18 protein-coding genes and 1 tRNA gene are annotated in these 19,707 nt (G+C 62.7%); 9 read left to right on the forward strand and 10 right to left on the reverse strand.

Going from position 1 to position 19,707, the window contains the following annotated elements; genetic code table 11:
- Window positions 1-35 precede the first annotated feature (35 nt).
- Both rpsP and PQU89_RS07340 read right to left on the reverse strand, forming a co-directional pair.
- The gene (gene rpsP, locus PQU89_RS07335; RefSeq protein ID WP_047966732.1) at window positions 36-284 is read right to left on the reverse strand and encodes a 30S ribosomal protein S16; all 249 of its coding nucleotides are present in this window, start codon (window positions 282-284) and stop codon (window positions 36-38) included.
- Window positions 285-361: 77 nt separating this feature from the next.
- Window positions 362-3,064 carry a bifunctional acetate--CoA ligase family protein/GNAT family N-acetyltransferase gene (locus PQU89_RS07340; protein ID WP_272765257.1) on the reverse strand — a complete coding sequence of 901 codons (2,703 nt, stop codon included), beginning with the start codon at window positions 3,062-3,064 and terminating at the stop codon, window positions 362-364.
- Between the two features lie 240 nt (window positions 3,065-3,304).
- Between PQU89_RS07340 and nadA the strand changes: the two genes are divergently transcribed.
- The 5 genes from nadA (at window position 3,305) to rpoS (ending at window position 7,897) form a co-directional block, all read left to right on the forward strand.
- The gene (nadA, locus tag PQU89_RS07345; RefSeq protein WP_272765258.1) at window positions 3,305-4,222 is read left to right on the forward strand and encodes a quinolinate synthase NadA; all 918 of its coding nucleotides are present in this window, start codon (window positions 3,305-3,307) and stop codon (window positions 4,220-4,222) included.
- A gap of 142 nt (window positions 4,223-4,364) precedes the next feature.
- Complete coding sequence (gene surE / locus PQU89_RS07350) at window positions 4,365-5,105, forward strand: 5'/3'-nucleotidase SurE (protein WP_272765259.1); 741 nt, start codon at window positions 4,365-4,367, stop codon at window positions 5,103-5,105.
- The gene (locus PQU89_RS07355) at window positions 5,090-5,761 is read left to right on the forward strand and encodes a protein-L-isoaspartate(D-aspartate) O-methyltransferase (RefSeq protein ID WP_047966736.1); all 672 of its coding nucleotides are present in this window, start codon (window positions 5,090-5,092) and stop codon (window positions 5,759-5,761) included. The genes surE and PQU89_RS07355 overlap by 16 nt, the downstream gene beginning before the upstream one ends.
- The gene (locus PQU89_RS07360) at window positions 5,758-6,906 is read left to right on the forward strand and encodes a peptidoglycan DD-metalloendopeptidase family protein (RefSeq protein WP_272765260.1); all 1,149 of its coding nucleotides are present in this window, start codon (window positions 5,758-5,760) and stop codon (window positions 6,904-6,906) included. Before PQU89_RS07355 ends, PQU89_RS07360 begins: the two co-directional genes overlap by 4 nt.
- Window positions 6,907-6,952: 46 nt before the next feature.
- Window positions 6,953-7,897 (forward strand): RNA polymerase sigma factor RpoS, encoded by a 945-nt coding sequence (gene rpoS, locus PQU89_RS07365; protein WP_047966738.1) that lies wholly within the window; start codon window positions 6,953-6,955, stop codon window positions 7,895-7,897.
- Window positions 7,898-7,928: 31 nt separating this feature from the next.
- Here rpoS and PQU89_RS07370 read toward each other — a convergent pair whose 3' ends face one another.
- From PQU89_RS07370 to PQU89_RS07380, 3 genes are read right to left on the reverse strand one after another with little or no spacing between them, the layout of a single operon-like run.
- A complete protein-coding gene (locus PQU89_RS07370) occupies window positions 7,929-9,899 on the reverse strand; it encodes a transglutaminase TgpA family protein (RefSeq protein ID WP_272765261.1) in 1,971 nt (656 codons plus the stop codon).
- Window positions 9,889-10,836 carry a DUF58 domain-containing protein gene (locus PQU89_RS07375; RefSeq protein WP_272765262.1) on the reverse strand — a complete coding sequence of 316 codons (948 nt, stop codon included), beginning with the start codon at window positions 10,834-10,836 and terminating at the stop codon, window positions 9,889-9,891. Before PQU89_RS07375 ends, PQU89_RS07370 begins: the two co-directional genes overlap by 11 nt.
- Window positions 10,820-11,728 (reverse strand): AAA family ATPase, encoded by a 909-nt coding sequence (locus tag PQU89_RS07380; RefSeq protein ID WP_272765263.1) that lies wholly within the window; start codon window positions 11,726-11,728, stop codon window positions 10,820-10,822. The genes PQU89_RS07375 and PQU89_RS07380 overlap by 17 nt, the downstream gene beginning before the upstream one ends.
- 77 nt (window positions 11,729-11,805) lie before the next feature.
- Between PQU89_RS07380 and PQU89_RS07385 the strand changes: the two genes are divergently transcribed.
- The gene (locus tag PQU89_RS07385) at window positions 11,806-12,765 is read left to right on the forward strand and encodes a histone deacetylase family protein (protein ID WP_047966788.1); all 960 of its coding nucleotides are present in this window, start codon (window positions 11,806-11,808) and stop codon (window positions 12,763-12,765) included.
- 72 nt (window positions 12,766-12,837) lie between these two features.
- On the opposite strand, the gene PQU89_RS07390 is transcribed toward PQU89_RS07385, so the two are convergent.
- Window positions 12,838-13,203, reverse strand: a complete 366-nt coding sequence (locus PQU89_RS07390; protein WP_272758077.1) for a ComEA family DNA-binding protein — start codon at window positions 13,201-13,203, stop codon at window positions 12,838-12,840.
- 54 nt (window positions 13,204-13,257) lie between these two features.
- Entirely contained in the window at window positions 13,258-14,040 is a 783-nt protein-coding gene (locus tag PQU89_RS07395) for a cytochrome C assembly family protein (RefSeq protein ID WP_272765264.1), read from the reverse strand.
- A gap of 136 nt (window positions 14,041-14,176) precedes the next feature.
- Here PQU89_RS07395 and ffh point away from each other — a divergent pair, with 136 nt between their 5' ends.
- From ffh to purB, 3 genes are all read left to right on the forward strand, one after another.
- Window positions 14,177-15,532 carry a signal recognition particle protein gene (ffh, locus tag PQU89_RS07400; RefSeq protein ID WP_272765265.1) on the forward strand — a complete coding sequence of 452 codons (1,356 nt, stop codon included), beginning with the start codon at window positions 14,177-14,179 and terminating at the stop codon, window positions 15,530-15,532.
- A gap of 63 nt (window positions 15,533-15,595) precedes the next feature.
- The gene (locus PQU89_RS07405) at window positions 15,596-16,495 is read left to right on the forward strand and encodes an ATP-grasp domain-containing protein (RefSeq protein WP_272765266.1); all 900 of its coding nucleotides are present in this window, start codon (window positions 15,596-15,598) and stop codon (window positions 16,493-16,495) included.
- Window positions 16,496-16,574: 79 nt separating this feature from the next.
- The gene (gene purB, locus PQU89_RS07410; protein ID WP_272765783.1) at window positions 16,575-17,945 is read left to right on the forward strand and encodes an adenylosuccinate lyase; all 1,371 of its coding nucleotides are present in this window, start codon (window positions 16,575-16,577) and stop codon (window positions 17,943-17,945) included.
- Window positions 17,946-18,085: 140 nt separating this feature from the next.
- On the opposite strand, the gene PQU89_RS07415 is transcribed toward purB, so the two are convergent.
- The 3 genes from PQU89_RS07415 to PQU89_RS07425 all read right to left on the reverse strand — a co-directional run bounded on the left by PQU89_RS07415 (window position 18,086) and on the right by PQU89_RS07425 (window position 19,707).
- Window positions 18,086-18,162, reverse strand: a tRNA-Met gene (locus tag PQU89_RS07415).
- Between the two features lie 44 nt (window positions 18,163-18,206).
- A complete protein-coding gene (locus PQU89_RS07420) occupies window positions 18,207-19,025 on the reverse strand; it encodes an undecaprenyl-diphosphate phosphatase (RefSeq protein WP_272765267.1) in 819 nt (272 codons plus the stop codon).
- 73 nt (window positions 19,026-19,098) lie between these two features.
- Complete coding sequence (locus tag PQU89_RS07425) at window positions 19,099-19,707, reverse strand: thiol:disulfide interchange protein DsbA/DsbL (protein ID WP_272765268.1); 609 nt, start codon at window positions 19,705-19,707, stop codon at window positions 19,099-19,101.

The raw sequence follows: 19,707 nt of genomic DNA on the forward strand, positions 1-19,707 counted from the left end.
GCGCTCAGGCTCCGTTATTGGCAGATCAACGGAGATCAAGCGGCTTTTGGCTGCTCTTTCAGCAGTTTTGCAACGGAATCAGATACTTGTGCGCCAGTACCGATCCAGTAGTTCAGACGGTCCATGGACAGGCGAACACGCTCTTCCTTCTCGTTGGCGACCGGGTTGTAGAAACCAACGCGCTCGATGAAGCGGCCATCACGACGGCTGCGGGAATCAGTTACTACCACGCTGTAGAACGGGCGGTTTTTAGAGCCACCACGTGCAAGACGAATCACTACCATTGTCGATTGTCCTTAAAATTACGGAATCGTAGAAAAGCTTCCGATTTTATGGCACTTTTCCCTTATACCGCAAGCGCTTATTGCAGGGACTTCACCGTCGCCTCGCCCTGCAGGTCTTTGGTCACGATGGTCAGCGCCCGGTCTTCCGGATGCGTGGTCACCACAAACCCCAGCCGCGCCATCAGTTTCAGCATGCCCTTGTTGCCGGCCAGCACCTCGCCGACCATGGTTTTCAGCCCCTGTTCGCGCGCCGCGTCGAACAGCGCCTGCATCAGGGTCACGCCGATGCCCTTGCCCTGCCACGAGTCGGCCACCTCCAGCGCAAACTCGCAGCTCTCGTTGTCGGGGTCGGTAATGTAGCGCGCCACTGCCAGCTGCTCTTCGCCGTCATCGGTCTGGCGCACCATCGCCAGCGCCATCTCGCGGTCGTAGTCGAGCTGGGTGAAGCGTACCAGCATGCTCTGCGACAGCTGCTTGATACTGGACATATAACGGTTGTAACGGCTTTCCTCGGACAGGTTGCGCACAAATTCCTGCTGCATCTGCGCATCCTCCGGACGCACCGGCCGGATCATCACCGTGGTGCCGTCCTTCAGCAGCGCGCAGTGCACGATGTGTACCGGGTACGGCATGATCGCCATGTGGCCGTAGGGTTTGCCCTGCGGTTGCGGCTGCACGATGATGCGCGCGTCCAGCGCCACCACGCCGGACTCGTCCGCCATCAGCGGATTGATGTCCATCTCGCGCACTTCCGGCAATTCGCACACCAGCTCCGACACGTGCAGCACGATATTCTTCAGCGCCTCCATGTCGATGCCCGGCATGTTCTTGAACGGGCCGAGTATCTTGCCGATGCGAGTCTTGTCGATCATCCGCTCCACCAGATAGTGGTTGACCGGCGGCAGGCTCAAGGCGCGGTCCTGCATCACTTCGACCGCGATCCCGCCGGCGCCGAAGGTGATCACCGGCCCGAACGAGGCATCGTGGGTCACGCCCACCATCAGCTCGCGGGCAAAGCGGCGCTTGCGCATCGGCTGCACCGAGATGCCGACGATCTTCGCCTCCGGCCGCGCCTGCAGCGTGCGGCCGATGATGCCGCGATAGGCGTCGCGCAGCGTGGTTTCGTTGCTGATATTGAGTTCGACGCCACCGACATCCGACTTGTAGATGATGTCCGGCGAGTCGATCTTCAGCACCACCGGGTAACCGATCTCGGCGGCGTAGCGCACCGCCTCGTCCTCGCTTGCGGCCAACCTTGTCGGGTTGACCGGGATGTTGAAGGCGGCCAGTACCGCCTTCGATTCACGCTCCGACAGGATGCTGCGCCCTTCCGCCTGCGCCGTGGCGATCACCGCGCGGGCGCTGAGCACGTCCGGCACCAGCCGCTCGCCTTCCAGCGGCCCCGGCGTCTGCAGCAGCAACTGCTGGTTCTGGTGGTAGGAGGCCAGGTTGCGGAACACCTCGATGGCGAACTCCGGCGCGCGGAAATGTGCGCACTTGGACTTGGAAAACAGCTCGCGGCTCTCCGACACCTTGGCATCGCCCAGCCACGACAGGAACAGCGGCTTGTTGCTCTCGCGCTGCAAGCCGACCATCAGCTGCGCGGTGGTCAGGTGGTCGGTGCCGGCCTGCGGCGTGAAGATCACCAGCACGCCGTCGACATTGGGATCGTCGAGGCAGACCTTGACCGCGGTACGGAAGCGCACCGGGCTGGCGTCACCGATGATGTCGACCGGGTTGCTGCCGGACCAGTTGCGCGGCAAGGACTCGTTGAGCAGGTCGAGACTGGCGGCAGACAGCTTGGCCAGCTCCACGCCGTACATATAGGCACTGTCGGCCGCCAGCACGCCGGGGCCGATGCCGTTGGTGACGATCGCCAGGCGCTTGCCGGTGACGCGATAGTTGGCCGCAAGCACCTTGGCCGCGGTAAACAGCTGCGCGATGGTGGCCACCCGCAGCACACCGGCCCGCGACAGCGCGGCATCGAACACGTCGCCGCTTTCGACCATGTTCGAGGAGTGGGTGACGCCGATCACGTCGTCCTCGTAGCGCCCCGACTTCACCACCACCACCGGCTTGGTCCGCGCGGCCGCCCGCAGCGCGCTCATGAAGCGGCGCGAATCGTGGACGTGGTGCACATGCAACAGGATGCCCTGGGTGAAATTGTCGGCAATCAGGTAGTCGAGGATTTCGCCGAACTCGACGTCCAGCGCCTCGCCGACCGACACCACGCTGGAAAAGCCGATGCCCTTGCTGTCGGCCCAGTCCAGCATCGCGGTGCACAGCGCCGAGGACTGCGACACCAGCGCCAGATTGCCCGCCTTCACCCTGCTGTTGTAGTTGCTGGCATTGAAGCCGGCCACCGGCCGCATCAGGCCCAGCACATTGGGGCCGAGGATGCGGATGCCGTAGTGGCGCGCCAGCGAGCGCGCCTCGTCCATCGCCGCGCGCTCCACGTCTTCCGAATCGGAGAAATCCTTGGCCAGCAGGATCGCCTTGACCCCCTTCTTGCCGCAATCCTTGACGATGGCCGGCAACCCGCGCAACGCCGTGGTCACCACCGCCAGATCGATCGGCCCTTCGATCAGCCGCACCGACGGGGTGGCGGCAATGCCGCCGACGATGCGGTGATTGAGGTTGACCGGATACAGCTTGCCCTGGAAGTTGCCGGCCAGCAGGTTGGCAAACACCGCCTGCCCCACCGAGCCGGGCGTATCGCTGGCGCCGATCACGGCGACATTGCGGGGAGAGAACAACGGGGTCAGATAGTGCGGTTTCATAGTTTTGCCATCCTGATGGACAGAGGTTTTCCGGCCTGAGTGGCGCTACCGGCCGCCGGTTGCCATTGCAGATGTGTAAAGATACAGCTGCTACTTGCCTACGGCATACAACGCATCTCAACAGTAGCGCCGCGCGATCATTATTGCTAATCTTCCCTGTTTGGCGCTGCATTTTTGTTGCGCCGCATCAAGAATCAACGCCAACAGCTAGGGCCCACGCCCGCGCCGGGGATTGCTATCATGTCTAAACGCGTCGTCACACTTGCGCACTACTACACCCAGCCCGAAATCCAGCAAATGGCCGACAAGGTGGGAGACAGCCTAGAGCTGTCCTTGTTCGCGCGCGAATCCAAAGCCGACATTATCGTCTTCGCCGGTGTGCGCTTCATGGCCGAGACGGCAAAAATCCTGAATCCGCAAGCCGAAGTGATCCTGCCAGACGCCGGCTCCACCTGTTCGCTGGTGACGCAGACCGATGTCGAGGCCCTGCGCCAGTGGCGCGAGAGCCACCCCGATCACGTGCACGTGTCCTATATCAACTCCTCGGCCGCGCACAAGGCACTGTCTGACTGGATCGTCACCAGCCGCAACGTCGATGACATCATTGCCCACCTGTACCAGCAAGGCAAAAAAGTCATCTTCTCGCCGGACCGCAACATGGGCGGCTACCTCAACTACCAGTACGGCTACGACATGCCGCTGTGGTCTGCGGTGTGCGAGGTGCACGACAAGTTCAACGAGGCCGCGCTCAACGAGGCGCTGGAAGCGGTCAACAGCAAGGCCTACCTGATTGCCCATCCGGAGAGCCCGCTGCCGGTGCTCAAGCGTGCACAGTACGTCGGTTCCACCTCCGGCATGCTCAACTGGATCAAGGCTTATGACGGCGCGGTCAGCGACGTGATCTTTGTCGCCACCGAAGACGGCATCCTCTACAACATGCGCCTCGCCCGCCCGGAATTGGACATCCGCCAGGCGCCGATCTACGCCGGCTGCCAGTGCAACTCCTGTCCGTACATGAAGATGAACACCATCGAAGCGGTCAAGCGCGCGCAGCAAGGCCTCGGCACCCGCATCGACTACCTGAGCCAGGCCGAGATGGACGCCGCCAGACTGCCGATCGAACGCATGCTCGACTTCAGCCAGCGCTACTACGCCTGAGCAATAGCACAATGCAGCACACCGGGCCGGCCATACGCCGGCCCTTTTTCATTCTGCGCCGGCGGCCGTGTCGACCGGACAGAGAAATTTTGCGCCACCAGCATACGCAGATACAATCGGATGGTCTGGATGGAAGGTTGCCATGAAATTTCTTGTTAGCAATGATGATGGTTATTTCTCGCCGGGGATCGCGGCCCTGGCCAGCACCCTGGCCAAATACGGCGAGGTGGTGGTCGTAGCACCGGAGCGCGACCGCAGCGGCGCCAGTAACTCGCTGACGCTGGACCGGCCGCTGAGCGTGAAACAGGCTGCGTCCGGCTACTACTACGTTAACGGCACCCCTACCGACTGCGTGCACGTCGCCGTCACCGGCTTTCTCGATTTCAAGCCGGACATGGTGTTCTCCGGCATCAACCACGGCCCGAACATGGGTGACGACACGCTGTACTCGGGCACCGTTGCCGCCGCCACCGAAGCCTTCCTGCTCGGCATTCCGGCGGTCGCCGTTTCGCTGGCAGGCAAGCACCAGCACTTCGCCAGCGCCTGCCATGCCGTCGACCTGCTGATGGCCAACATCCTCAAGACACCGTTTACCCACCCGGTACTGCTGAACGTTAATGTCCCCGACGTGCCGGTAGCACAGCTGCAGCAGATCGAGGTCACCCGCCTCGGCCGCCGCCACCATGCCGAGCCGGTGATTGCCGGCAAGAATCCGCGCGGCGACACCGTGTACTGGGTCGGCCCGGTCGGCCTGGAGCAGGACGCCGGTGCCGGCACCGATTTCCACGCCATTCGCCATAACCGGATTTCGGTCACGCCGCTGATGATAGACCTGACTGCCAGCGAACAAATGGGATTCATCCGCACATGGCTCAACCAGTAAGCGTTGCCCAGGGCAGCTACGGCATGATTTCCGAACGCACACGCCTGCGCATGATCGAGCGCCTGCGCCAGCAGGGCATACGCGACGAGCGGGTACTGGCGGCGATGTACGAGGTGCCGCGCCACCTGTTCATCGACCAGGCACTGGCAACCCGCGCCTACGACGACGTGTCGCTGCCGATCGGGCAGGGACAGACCATTTCACAGCCGCTGACGGTGGCACGCATGACCGAAAAGCTGCTGGAAGGACGCAGCAGCCCCGGCAAGATCCTGGAGATCGGCACCGGCTGCGGCTACCAGACGGCCGTGCTGCTGAAAACCGGCGCCCAGGTCTATTCCGTTGAGCGCCTGTCCGGCATCCTCGACAAGGCACGGCTGAACCTTCGCAATGCCAAGCTGGTCCATGCCAGATTGGTTCATGGTGACGGCCACCAGGGCCTGCCCGATGTGGCGCCGTTTGACGGCATCATCATGACCGCTGCCGCCCGCCAGGTCCCGCCGGCGCTGCTGCCACAGCTGGCAACCGGAGGCCGGCTGGTGTTGCCGATCGGCGATCAGGAGCAGCACCTGTGGCTGTACGAAAAGACCGCCACCGCAATTCAGGAAACCCGGCTGGAAGCCGTCCGTTTTGTGCCGCTGCTACCCGGCAAGCAATGATGCAGGGCACAAACGCAACAACACGCGCCAGCCAGATTGTCAGACAATTTACAGCCAGCTCAGAACTGGCATATAACATCTTCAAGCCAATGTACAAGCATGTATTTAAACTGATCCAACCGTTGCCTTTCGCCCTGCCGCTGCTGTTGGCCGCCTGCGCCACCAGCAGCCCAACACCGGCACCGATTGTGGCCGGTCAGGCCAGCATTCTCGGCAGCACCGCCAGCGGCAGTAAAGCCACCAATAGCGGCCCGGTAGCGACCGGCACGCAGAGCAGCCCGATCCGGCTGGGCTCACTGCCGAAGGCGAATACGCCGACTGCCGGCAGCACACACCAGGTCCAGGCCGGCGAAACGCTGTACCGCATTGCGGTTAATAATGGTCTGCGCTATCAGGATCTGGCGGAATGGAATAATCTGGATGGCTACAACATCAAGGTTGGCCAGACTCTGCGCCTGACGCCACCCGGCGGCGCCGCCCCGGTGACGGTGACCAAGCCACCAGTCGAAGTGGCAACGGCAAGCAATACGGTCAGCAGCGGCGCCAAAAACGGTAACGAGACGCTGAAACAACATCCGAAGGCATTGAAGCTGCCATATTCGGAGAATGCAAACAAACAGCTGCCTCAATTGGCTGAGGGCAGCAGTGGCAGCAAGCCGCCGGCACCACAGGAGAAATCGCCACAAGATAAGCTGCCACCAAAGGTTATCGGCACGACAACTCCGGCCACGGCGGCTCCGACAGTCGACAGCAGCCGCCCGGAAACCGCGGCCGCGACAGGCAACCAGTGGCAGTGGCCTACGCAGGGCAAGGTGCTCCGGGGTTTCTCGGAGCAAAACAAGGGCATCAACATCAGCGGCAAACTGGGACAGCCGGTGATGGCAGCCAACGACGGTAAGGTGGTCTACAGTGGCAGCGGCCTGCGCGGTTATGGCAAGCTGATCATCATCCGCCACGACAAGACTTATTTGTCAGCCTACGCACACAACAGCGCATTGGTGGTCAAAGAAGGACAAGCGGTCAAGAAAGGCCAGAAAATTGCCGAAATGGGTGATACCGACGCAGATCAAGTAAAACTCCATTTCGAGATCCGGGAAATGGGCAAGCCGGTAGACCCGAGCAAGTTTCTGGAAGCTAAACCCTAGCAGGGACTCCCCTGCATCGGGGTAACTGCAAGCGGGGGAAAGCATCATGAGCGATGATCTGGAACTACTTGAAGAAGTGCTGGATGAAGAGGTAGAGCAGGAGGCGGAAGCCAAGGAAGCCGTTGAGGCCGAGGAAAGCAGTGTCAGCTCGGCAGTCAGCGAAGTCACCGACGTCACCCAGATCTATCTCAACGATATCGGCAACAATGCTCTGCTGACACCAGCGGAAGAAGTGGCGCTGGCGCGCCGCGTGGTGCAAGGCGATTTTGCCGCCCGGCAGAAGATGATCGAGCACAATCTGCGGCTGGTGGTCAACATTGCCAAGCACTACATCAATCGCGGCCTGGCCTTGCTCGACCTGATCGAGGAAGGCAACATCGGCCTTATGCACGCGCTGGAGAAGTTCGATCCGGAGCGCGGCTTCCGCTTCTCCACCTATGCCACCTGGTGGATCCGGCAGAGCGTGGAACGGGCGATCATGAACCAGTCGCGCACTATCCGCCTGCCGGTGCACGTCATCAAGGAACTCAACATCTACCTGCGCGCCTCGCGCCATCTGGAAAGCCAGATCGGCCGCGAACCGACCTTGGACGAAATCGCCCATCTGGTCGACAAGCCGGTGGAAGAAGTCCGCAAGGTGATGAGCCTCAACGAGCGCATGGCATCACTGGATGCGCCACTGGATATCGATCCGATGCTGTCGATCGGCGAATCGATCCCCGACGAGCAGCACGAGGAACCGGACGCGCAGCTGCACAATGTGCAGATCGAGCATTTCGTGCATGAATGGCTGTCGCAGCTGACCGAAAAGCAGCGCATGGTGATCGAACGTCGCTACGGCCTCAACAACCACGAGATCTGCACCCTGGAAGAACTGGCCGCCACGTTGAGCCTGACCCGAGAACGGGTGCGCCAGATCCAGATCGAGGCACTAGAACACCTGCGCCGCATCCTGCGCCGCAAGGGCATCTCCAAGGACTTCCTGCTCTGAGATCGCCGCCGGCCGACAACACGCACAGGTGCTAGCGCCCTGTGCGTTTTTTTGCGGCCAACCTTGGCGGCCGGAAACGGCGCACCTGCCACCACCAGCCACGCCAGCGCGGATCAGCATCGGTGGCCCCCTCGGCGTAACGCCATTGCTGCCAGTCCGCGAGCAGGCGCGTGAGCTGTTGCTGCAACACTGGCGCCAGCAGCGCAGCCTTGTCGCGCAGCTGTGTCGGCGTATCGCTGGCCTGCGCCGTGACACCGGCCTGCTGCAGGCGCAGCACCAGCAGCTGCCAGCCACGCACCGGATAGCTGCGCGGTGGCGGCCGGCGCCACAACAGCCATAACAGCAACGGCAACACCAGTAACACACCACCCAGCAGCAGCACCGCCATCACACTACCCACGCCCACCCGGCCCAGCCCCAGGCGCTGGAACAGGCTCTGCTGCCGCCGGGCATCGTAATCCACCACCCACTGCTGCCAGACAAAACCCGCCCGCTGCCATTGCGCGTGGGCGCTGCGCCACCAGGCCGGCGGACGGCGCCCCAGCACCGGCAGCACCGCCTGCGCCTGCGGCACCAGCTCGCCAACCTCACTGACGACGCGCGACGGTGCCACCAGCGCTGTCGGGTCCACCCGCTGCCAGCGTCCCTGCAGCCACACCTCGGTCCAGGCGTGGGCATCAGAAGAGCGCACCAGCCAGAACTGCCCACCTGCATTGAATTCGCCGCCCTGAAAGCCGACCACGATTCTTGCCGGCAGGCCGGCAGCACGGGCCAGCGTGGCAAAGGCTGAGGCAAAGTGCTCGCAGAATCCCTGGCGGCTGGAAAACAGGAAATCGTCAACCACATCACCCTGCAGCAGCGGTGGCGACAGCGTATAGCGCAGCCCCTGCTGCTGCAGCCAGGCACGCAACGCCACCAGGCGCCCGGCCTCGTCCCGGAACTGACGCGCGAAGAACTCGCCCTGCTGCCGGGTACGAAGGTTGGCCGCAGGCAGTTGCAGATAGTGCGCACGCTGCTCCGCACTCAGCGCCGCCGGATAGCCGGCCTGCGCCACGCTGCGCGCGTCGTAGCGCAGGCGTGCCTCGTTGCGGGCATCGATGCGCCGTACCAGCTGGGCGGCAAGCTGTTGCACGCCCTCACCGACCCATACCGCATGCTCCAGCACCGGCAACGCGCCCTTGAACGGCGTGGCGGTGATAGAGTACGACAGCTCACTGTCCGCGCCCGGCGCCAGGACGGTGGCGCCGCTGTCCGGCACGCTGCCTACCGTCCAGCGCGCGCCGTCGAAGCGGTCGAACACCATCACCCGCCAGTACAGTTGCTCGCGCGACGGCTGGCGACCGCGAAACTGGGCGGTAAACGCCGGCTCCCGCGACGGAATCATCTGCCCGATGCTGCCCGGCGCCAGGCTGTCACTGAGGCCGCTGGTGGCGCGCTGGTCCGTTGTCGGCATGCTCCACAGCGGGCCGGGCAGCCGCGGCATGGCAACAAACAGCAGCAGCATTAGCGGCATTGCATACAGCAGTGCCTGCGCGGCGGCACGCGGACTGGTAGTGCTGTCAACCCCGGCAAGCAACACCATCGCCCAGGTCAGCACGAACAGCGACAGCAGCAGCCACAGGGCCGACGGCAGGCTCTGGTCAAACAGCAGCGGCGTCGCGGCCAGGAAAAAGCCCAGCCCCAGCAGCACGCGCCAGTCGCGCAGCGTCACCGTCTCGAAGGCCTTGAATCCGGTCAGCAAAAGCAGCAGCGCCACGCCGCCTTCGCGGCCAACCAGGGTGCGCAGGCTGAGCCACAGCAGCAGCACCGGCACGATCATCGCCAGCAGCAACCACACGCGATGCGGCAGCTGCCGCCCCTGCCACGCCAGCCACGCACGGCCGCCCAGCTGCAGCGAAAATAGCAGAGGCACCCACGGCGGCAACTGCAGGAACAGCGGCAGCACGGTCAGCGCCAGCGCCGCCAGAACGGCAAAGTGGGCCAGACGCGGTTCACTGCGCATCGCGTACTCCAAAGCCGGCCAGCGCACGCAGCCCCGGCCGCACCTCGCCCGCCGTCAGTCGCAACTCCTGCTGCGGCAGTCGCAGGAGGACGTCCTCGCCGCGCCGTGCCGCCGCCAGCAGCTGCCAGCACAACCGCGACAGGCGGGCCTCGGCCACCATCTGCTCCGGATAGGCCGACCACTCCAGCAGGCAGGTCGCCCGCGCCGCTTGCGGTTCCTCGAAACGCCGCGCCAGCAGCACGCCGCGGCGGGCGTAGGCTTTCCAGGCGATGCGCCTGGCACCCAGCTCCGGTTGCCAGGCCACCAGGTGGGAAAACAACTCGCCCGGCACCGGTTGCGGTTCACGCGACTGGCCGCCGTCGGGCAGGCTGGCTGCCACCCGCTCGTCGGCGCAGGGCTGTGGATAAACGCACACCTGTGTCTGCAGCCGCAGGTAGGCAAAGGCCCGCACCAGCCCCAGTGGCGATTCGGAATAGACACGGAGCGGCGGTATCGTCATCTGGCCACGCTGCAGCGTCAGTCGTGGCAACAGCACCTCACCGGGGGAGTCCAGCACCACGCCGCCGGCCTCGTCATGCCAGCCGAGGTGCAACAGCCGCGACTCGCTCTCTGGCCACTGCAATTGCAGCGGAAACAGCGCGTGGCTGCCGGCCACCACATCGTCAGCCGTCCCGCAACGGATCGCGAGGCCGGCCAGCTGGCGATAGGCCAGCACCACGGCAATCAGCACCAGAGACACGATCCAGAACGACAGCACATAGGCGAGACTGACCGCATAGTTGAGCGCGCCGATCCACACCGCCCACGCCACCAGCAGCAGGCCCCAGCCAAATGGGGTCGGCAGCAGGTAAATGCGCGACTGCCCCAGCACCAGCTGCTGCTGTCGCGGCAGCCGGCGCAGCATCCAGGACGATGCCGCCTTACGCCAGCGGGACATGGTCCAGCAACCGCTGTGCAGCATCAATACTATTCATGCCCGGCAACCGCGACTGCAGGCGATGCGCGCACGCCGCCACAAACACCGCCTTCACGTCCTCCGGCAGCACGTGGTCGCGACCGTCCAGCATCGCCCAGGCACGTGCGGCGGCCAGAACGGCCAAGCCGGCACGGGGGCTAAGGCCGTGCATGAACAGTTCGCGCTTGCGGCTGGCCAGCAGCAATGCCAGCACATAGTCGGCCAGCGCACTGCTGACGGTGACCTGTGTCGCTTTCTGCTGCAGCGCCAGCAGCTCGCCAGCATTCATCGCCGCCGGCAATGCCGACAAGGCCTGTCGCCGGTCGCCGGCCAGCAGCAGTGCACGCTCCGACTCCGGCGACGGATAGCCCAGTGAGATGCGCATCAGGAAACGGTCCAGCTGCGACTCCGGCAGCGGGAAGGTACCCAGCTGCCCGTCCGGATTCTGGGTGGCGATCACGAAAAACGGTTTGGGCAGCGCGTGCGTCTGGCCATCGATCGACACCTGGCGTTCTTCCATCGCCTCCAGCAACGCCGACTGCACCTTGGGCGAGGCGCGGTTGATCTCGTCGGCCAGCAACAACTGCGAAAACACCGGCCCCGGCTGGAATTCAAAGCGCCCTTCGTCCGGACGGAACAGGCTCACTCCCAGCATGTCGGCCGGCAGCAAGTCGCTGGTGAACTGCACGCGGCGGTAATCCAACCCCAGCACCCCGGCCAGCGCATGCGCCAGCGTGGTCTTGCCGACCCCCGGCACATCCTCGATCAGCAGGTGGCCACCGGCCAGCATGCAGGTCAGCGCCAGGCGGATTTGTAGCGGTTTACCCAGAATCAACGCGTTCAGTTGACGATACGCAAAGGAGATGGATTGCATTTGAAGTCCGTTGGCCGCACACTTTATAAAGATTTCATATATCCCTTTTGCCACCACAACGCAACAAGGAAACGCGCGTGCTCACCTGGCTCAAATCGCACCTGACCGGCGGTGGACTCACCGCCTTTATCAGCCACTCCGACTGCTTGCAGCACAATATGGGTAGCGGCCATCCGGAATGCCCGGAGCGCCTGGTCGCCATCAAGGACCAGCTGATGGCGGCGCAGCTGTTTGACAGCCTGCAGGAAGTGGAGGCGCCACTGGTGAGCGAACAGCAGCTGGCCCGCGTGCACCCACCCCATTATGTTGAATACATCGAGGCGTGCTCGCCGTCGGTGGGCACCTTCCGTGTCGACCCGGATACCGCGATGTGCCCCGGCACCCTGCAGGCCGCCAGGCGCGCCGCCGGTGCGGTAGTGAAGGCGGTCGACATGGTGTGCAACAAGGAGGCGCCGAATGCGTTCTGCTCGATCCGGCCCCCAGGACACCACGCCGAAAGCGCCCGCTCGATGGGCTTCTGCTTTTTCAACAATATCGCGGTCGGCATTGCCCATGCACTGTCCAGCTACAAGTTGCAGCGCATTGCCGTCGTCGATTTCGATGTCCACCACGGCAATGGCACCGAGGAAATCTTCCGCGATGACCCGCGGGTGATGATGGTGTCGATTTTTCAGCATCCGTTCTTCCCCTACAGCGGCGACCAACCACTGGGGGCGAACATGCACCATGTGCCGCTGAAGGCCGGTAGCGGCAGCCGCGAATTCCGCGAGGCGGTCGAGTATCTGTGGCTGCCGCAACTGGAAGAATTCAAGCCGGAAATGATCTTCATCTCGGCCGGCTTTGACGCCCACCGCGAAGACGACATGGCCTCGCTGGCGCTGACCGAGGCCGACTACGAGTGGGTGACGCGCAAGCTGCTGCAACTGGCAGCCACCCATTGCGAAGGACGTATCGTGTCGGTGCTGGAGGGCGGCTATGACCTGTCGGCACTGGGCCGCAGTGCCGCGGCGCATATCAAGGTGTTGTCCGACGGCTAAGCGCGCCGTACGGCCGTAAAAAAAACCTGCACCACGGTGCAGGTTTTTTGTTGGGACAGGCGGGTGCTCAGCTTATGGCTTTTTCGCCGGAGCCGGGGCCGGCACCACGGTCGGCTTGGCGGCAGTAGCAGGTTTGGCTGCCGGTGCCTTGGTGGCCGGTGTCTTGGTCGCCGCCTTGGCTGCGCCACCACCGACCTGCAGATCCGCCTTCAGCTTTTCCAGAGTCTTGGCACCGATGCCCGGTACGTTTTCCAGATCGGCATAGCTCTTGAACGGGCCATTCTTGGTGCGATAGTCGATGATCGCCTTGGCCTTGACCGGACCGATGCCGTTCAGCGACTCCAGCTCCTGCTGGCTGGCGGTGTTGGCATTGACGGCAGCGAGCGCCGCCACAGAGAACAGCAGGGACAGCAATGCAGCGAAGAACAGTTTCATCATTTGGCTCCCATGGTTTTTAATGACCGCGCAACAAATATCCCAAATAAATAAACATCAGTGCAAGACAAATTGCATTACAGCCTTGGTTCCGATGTACGCCAACAACAACAGCGCAAAACCGCCCAGCGTCCAGCGTATCGCCATCCTGCCACGCCAGCCGCGATACTTGCGGCCAACCAGCAAGGCACCGAACACCAGCCAGGACGTCACCGCAAACACGGTCTTGTGACTGAATACCGCCGGCTTGCCGAACACCTCTTCGGAAAAGAGCACGCCGCTGGCCAGACTGGCGGTCAGCAGCAGGAAACCGGTGCCCAGTGTCTGGAACATCAAGTTTTCCATCACCATTAACGGCGGCAGCTTACCGGACAGGCGGCCCGGCTTGCGCTCGTGCAACGCCCGCTCCTGCATCAGCATCAGGATCGCGATCAGCGCCCCGATGGCAAACAGGCTGTAGGCCAGCAGCGACACCACCATATGCAGCAGAAAAGCGACATCGTTCACGGCATAGGTATTGCGCGGCAGCGGCAGGATTTCCGCCAGCAGCACCGCGACGAACGCAACCGGCACCAGAAAGGTCTGCAGCCCCTCCATGCGCGAGAAATAACTGCCGGTCCAGAAAATCAGCAACATCATCCACGACAGCAGCGACAGCGCGGTACCCAGCCCCAGGCTCACCGTGCCGCTATGGAAAACCGGCAGCGTCAGCACGATGGCGTGCAGCAGCAGCAGCGCCCCCAGCAAGGAGTGCTCGATACCGCTCTGGCGCGGCCACAGCACACGCCCGCGCCAGTGGCCAAGGTAGTGAACCGCCAGGCCCAGGTAACCAAAAGTCAACAAAGTGACCAAGATGAAAAGTAATCCGCTCATGGAGGTGTGGCAGGTCTGCGAACCGGGGGCGGCTCGTGGTAAAATAAATGATTAAAGAGTCTACACCAAAGCAGCCCTTGCTTGGCAGACAGAAGGACACCGCATGCTCGACAACCTTACTTCCAGACTTACCAGTGCGCTGAAAACCATTCGTGGCCAGGCGCGCATCAGCGAAACCAATATCCAGGACGCCCTGCGCGAAGTGCGGCTGGCCTTGCTGGAGGCCGACGTCGCGCTCCCGGTCGTCAAGACTTTCATCGCGCAGGTCAAGGAACGCGCACTGGGCCAGGAAGTGATGGGCAGCCTGACCCCGGGCCAGGCACTGATCGGCATCGTCAACGACGAGCTGGTGCGACTGATGGGGGACAAGAACGACGCGCTGAACCTGGCCGCCGTGCCGCCGGCGATCGTGCTGATGGCCGGCCTGCAGGGCGCCGGCAAGACCACCACCGTCGGCAAGCTGTCCAAGCTGCTGAAGGAGACCCAGAAGAAGAAGATTCTGGTGGTTTCCGCCGACGTGTACCGTCCGGCCGCAATCGAACAGCTGAAAACGCTGGCCGAACAGGTCGACGTCGAGTTCTTCCCGTCGTCTCCGGATCAGAAGCCGCTGGACATCGCCGCCGCGGCACTGGATCACGCCAAGCGTCACCTGTTTGACGTGCTGATGGTCGATACCGCCGGCCGTCTCGCCATCGACGAAGCGATGATGGCCGAGATCAAGGCGCTGCACGCCTTCCTCAAGCCGATCGAAACCCTGTTCGTGGTCGACGCGATGCAGGGCCAGGATGCAGTCAACACCGCCAAGGCCTTCAACGAGACCCTGCCGCTGACCGGCGTGATCCTGACCAAGATGGACGGTGACTCGCGTGGCGGTGCCGCGCTGTCGGTACGCCACATCACCGGCAAGCCGATCAAGTTCATCGGTGTCGGCGAAAAACTGACCGGCCTCGAGCCGTTCCACCCCGACCGTCTCGCCAGCCGCATCCTGGGCATGGGTGACGTACTGTCGCTGATCGAAGATGTGCAGAAGGGCATCGACGAAAAAGAAGCGCAAGCGATGGCCAAGAAGCTGAAGTCCGGCAAGGGTTTCGACCTCGAGGACTTCAAGGCGCAGATGCAGCAGATGAAGAAGATGGGCGGCATGACCAGCCTGCTGGAAAAGATGCCGGGCGAGATCGGCCAGCTAGCCAAGGGTGTACAGGGTGCCGAGGCCGAAAAATCCATGCGCCGCATCGAGGGCATCATCAACGCGATGACCATGGAAGAGCGCCGCAAGCCGGAATTGCTGAAAGCCAGCCGCAAGCGCCGCATCGCCACCGGCTCCGGCGTCAGCGTGCAGGAAGTCAACCGCCTGCTGAAACAGTTCGAGCAGACCCAGAAGATGATGAAGCAGTTCTCGTCCAAGGGCGGCATGATGAAACTGATGAAGGGCATGAAAGGCATGATGCCTGGCATGTAAGGCAACGGGCACCGGCGACGGCCGGCCCCGTTTTTCACGTTGTACACGGATAGAGTACCGCATATGCATTACGACGTTGTCGTGCTGACCGACCACAAACTGCTGTCACTGGATGCTGCCGACTGGTACAGCCAGCAGGTACACACCGAGGACAATCTGGTGCTGGCCGCCCTGGAACAGCAGGGACTCAAGGTTGGCCGCAAGGACTGGGCCGATCCGGCCTACGACTGGACACAATGCCGCGCCGCCGTGTTCCGCAGCACCTGGGACTACTTCCACCGCTTTGCCGAATTCGCACCGTGGCTGGCCCAGGTCAACCGCAGCACCCGCCTGTTCAACGAGGCCGGCCTGATCCACTGGAACATCGACAAGCACTACCTCGGCGTACTGGCCGAACGAGACGTCAACATCGTGCCAACCCTGTTCATCGAGCGCGGCGATCCGCGCTCGCTGGCGCATATCGTCGCCGAGAGCGGCTGGGAAGAAGTCATCCTGAAACCCACCGTCTCCGGCGCCGCCCGTCACACCTATCGCTTCCACGCCCTCGATAGCGAACAGCACGAGTGCACCTTTGGCGAGCTGGTGGAACAGGAGGCGCTGATGCTGCAGCCGTTCCAGCGCAACATCCTGGAACAGGGCGAGCTGTCGCTGATGGTGATCGACGGCCAGTACACCCATGCCATCCGCAAGACCGCCAAGGCCGGCGATTTCCGCGTCCAGGACGACCACGGTGGCAGCGTGCACCGCTTCGAGCCGTCGGCCGACGAGATCCTGTTCGCCGAGGCCGCGGTCGCGGCGGTGCCGTTCGACGTGCTGTACGCCCGCGTCGACCTGATCCGCGACAACGACGGCCAACTGGCGATCATGGAGCTGGAAATGATCGAACCGGAACTGTTTTTCCGCTTTTGCCCGCCCGCCGCCGACAAGCTGGCCGCCGGCATTGCGCGCCGCCTGGCCGCCTGATTGCGGCCAACCTGGCACCCCATTTCTTTTTGAAGCAACCGGCCAGCCCTGCTGGCCAGCAACCTGGAAGCACTGAGTGATGAATCTGACAACGCTGACCGCCCTCTCCCCGCTCGACGGCCGCTACTCCGGCCAGGCAGAGCCACTGCGCGCCATTTTCTCCGAATTTGGCCTGATGAAAGCGCGCATCAAGGTCGAACTGGAATGGCTGAAAATGCTGGCAGCCGAACCGGGCATCGAGGAGGTAAAGCCGTTCTCCGCCGCCACCATCCGTGAAATCGACGACGTCATCGACAACTTCTCGATCCAGCACGGCGAAGAAGTGAAGGCGATCGAAGCCCGCACCAACCACGACGTGAAGGCGATCGAGTACTGGCTGAAAGAGCGCCTGTCCGGCAACCCGGAAGTGATGGCCGCCAGCGAATTCATCCACTTCGCCTGCACCTCGGAAGACATCAACAACCTGTCGCACGCGCTGATGCTGAAGACGGCCCGCAACACCGTGATGCTGCCGGCAGTGGACGAAGTGATCGCCAAGCTGTCGCAGCTGGCACACGACCAGGCCGCCATCCCGATGATGAGCCGCACCCACGGCCAGCCAGCCACCCCGTCCACCATGGGCAAGGAACTGGCCAACGTGGTGTACCGCCTCAAGCGCCAGCGCGAACAGCTGGTGAAGCAGGAACTGCTGGGCAAGATCAACGGTGCGGTCGGCAACTACAACGCCCACATCGTTGCCTACCCGGACGTGGACTGGGAAAGCCTGGCCGGCCGCTTCGTCACCGGCCTGGGTCTGACCTTCAACCCGTACACCATCCAGATCGAGCCGCACGACTACATGGCCGAGCTGTACCAGCAACTGTCGCGCATCAACACCATCCTGATCGATCTGGATCGCGACATCTGGGGCTACATCTCGCTGGGTTACTTCAAGCAGAAGGTGAAGAAGGACGAAGTCGGCAGCTCGACCATGCCGCACAAGGTCAACCCGATCGACTTCGAAAACTCGGAAGGTAACTTCGGTCTCGCCAACGCCGTGCTGGGCCACCTGGCGGAGAAGCTGCCACTGTCGCGCTGGCAGCGTGACCTGACCGACTCCACCGTGCTGCGCAATATGGGCGTCGGCTTCGGCTACACCCTGCTGGGCTTCAAGGCGCTGATGAAGGGTCTCAACAAGCTGGAAATCAACCCGGCGATGCTGGCTTCCGACCTGGACGCCACCTGGGAGCTGCTGGCCGAGCCGATCCAGACCGTGATGCGCCGCTACGGCGTGCCGAACCCGTACGAGCAGCTGAAAGAGCTGACCCGCGGCAAGGACGGCATCACCCGCGACACCCTGTCCGCCTTCATCAAGGGCCTGGAAATTCCGGAGTCGGAAAAAGTCCGCCTGCTGGAACTGACCCCGGCCGGTTACGTCGGCAAGGCGGAAGAGCTGGCCCGCCGCATCTGAGTTGCGGCCAACCTTGCAAGCACAAAGCCACCCGTCGGGTGGCTTTTTTCATGGTCGCACCATTATGGCCAGCGGCCTGCACAAAAAACGTGCACGACAAAAAGCCGTCAATCTGACTGATTGACGGCTTTTAAAATCCTTGGTTGCGGGAGCAGGATTTGAACCTACGACCTTCGGGTTATGAGCCCGACGAGCTACCAGACTGCTCCATCCCGCGACTGAGAAAGAGATAGTACCCTGCCTGGACCCCGCCGTCAAGCATTAAACGCTCCAGCTCACCCAGCCCCAGTACCAGGTCATCAGAATGACGACACCGAACACGATACGGTACCAGGCAAAGACTTCGTAGGTATGTGTGGCGATGAAGCGCACCAGGGTGCGTACCGCCAGCAAGGCGCTGACAAAGGCGGCCACAAAGCCGACCACGAACATCGGTGCATCGCTCAGCGACAACACGTCGCGATGCTTGTACAAGTCGTAGAAAGTGGCGGCAAACATGGTCGGCACCGCCAGAAAGAAGGAGAACTCGGCGGCAACCTTGCGATCCAGACCGAAGAACATACCGCCGATGATGGTGGCACCAGAGCGCGAGGTGCCCGGAATCATCGCCAGCACCTGGGCACAGCCGACCTTCAACGCATCGCGCCAGCCGATGTCATCCACCTGGTGCACCCGCACGGTGTGGGTACGCCGCTCGGCGTACAGGATCAGCAGCCCGCCAACGATCAGTGCCGTGGCGACGCTGACCGGGTTGAAGAAGTAGTACTTGATCTGCTTGATGAACAGCAGCCCCATCACCGCCGCCGGCAGGAACGCCACCAGCAGATTCAGCACGAAGCGTTGCGCCTTGGGATCGGAACGCAAACCGGTCGCGACACTGACAAAACGCTGCCGGTATTCAAACAGCACCGCCAGGATCGCCCCCAGCTGGATCGCCACTTCAAATACCTTGCCCTCGTTAAAGAAGCCGATCAGGTCGCCGACCACGATCAGGTGGCCGGTACTGGATACCGGCAGAAACTCGGTCAAGCCCTCCACCACCCCCAACAACAATGCTTTCGCCAAAAACAACCAGTCCACCACGCCCCCGATCTTTCACTTCAATATAAAAGGGCCGTCCACAGACGACCCTTGTGTTGCCCGCATGCGGCGCTTATTTGCCGCTCGCCACCTTGGCCACCAGTTCGTTGACCACCTGCAGCAGGCGTGCCGGTTCCGCCGGCTGCGCCATGTACTTGCCACCGACCACGATCGCCGGCGTGCCCTGCACCGCATAATCGCGGGTCATCTTGCTGGCACGGGCCACCTGCGCATTCACGCCAAACGACTTGTAGGTCTGCATAAAGCTGGCGGCATTGACGCCCTGGCTTGGCAGCCACTGGCGCAGCTTGGCCTCGTCCGCCAGATTGATGTCCTTCTTCAGCACCGCGTCAAAAGCCGGCTGGTGCAGTTTTTCCAGTGTCTTGGTGGCATTAAAGGTAGCAAACAGGCGTGCCAGCCCTTCCATCGGCTTGTTCCACACGATCTGCTCGCGGCGGAACTGCACGTTGGCCGGCAGCTGCTTGCGCCACGCTTCCAGTGACGGATCGAGGTTGTAGCAGTGAATGCAGGCGTAAGAGAAGAACTCGATCACCTCCACCTTGCCGGCAGCAACGGTTGGCTGCGGCTTGGCCAGCACGGTGTAGTCACGGCCTTCGACCAGTGCGGCATGCGCCAGCGACGACGACAGGAATAATGCAGCTAATACCCATTTTTTCATCAT

It is taken from the genome of Vogesella indigofera, from assembly GCF_028548395.1.
GTDB classification, from domain to species: Bacteria; Pseudomonadota; Gammaproteobacteria; order Burkholderiales; family Chromobacteriaceae; genus Vogesella; species Vogesella indigofera_A.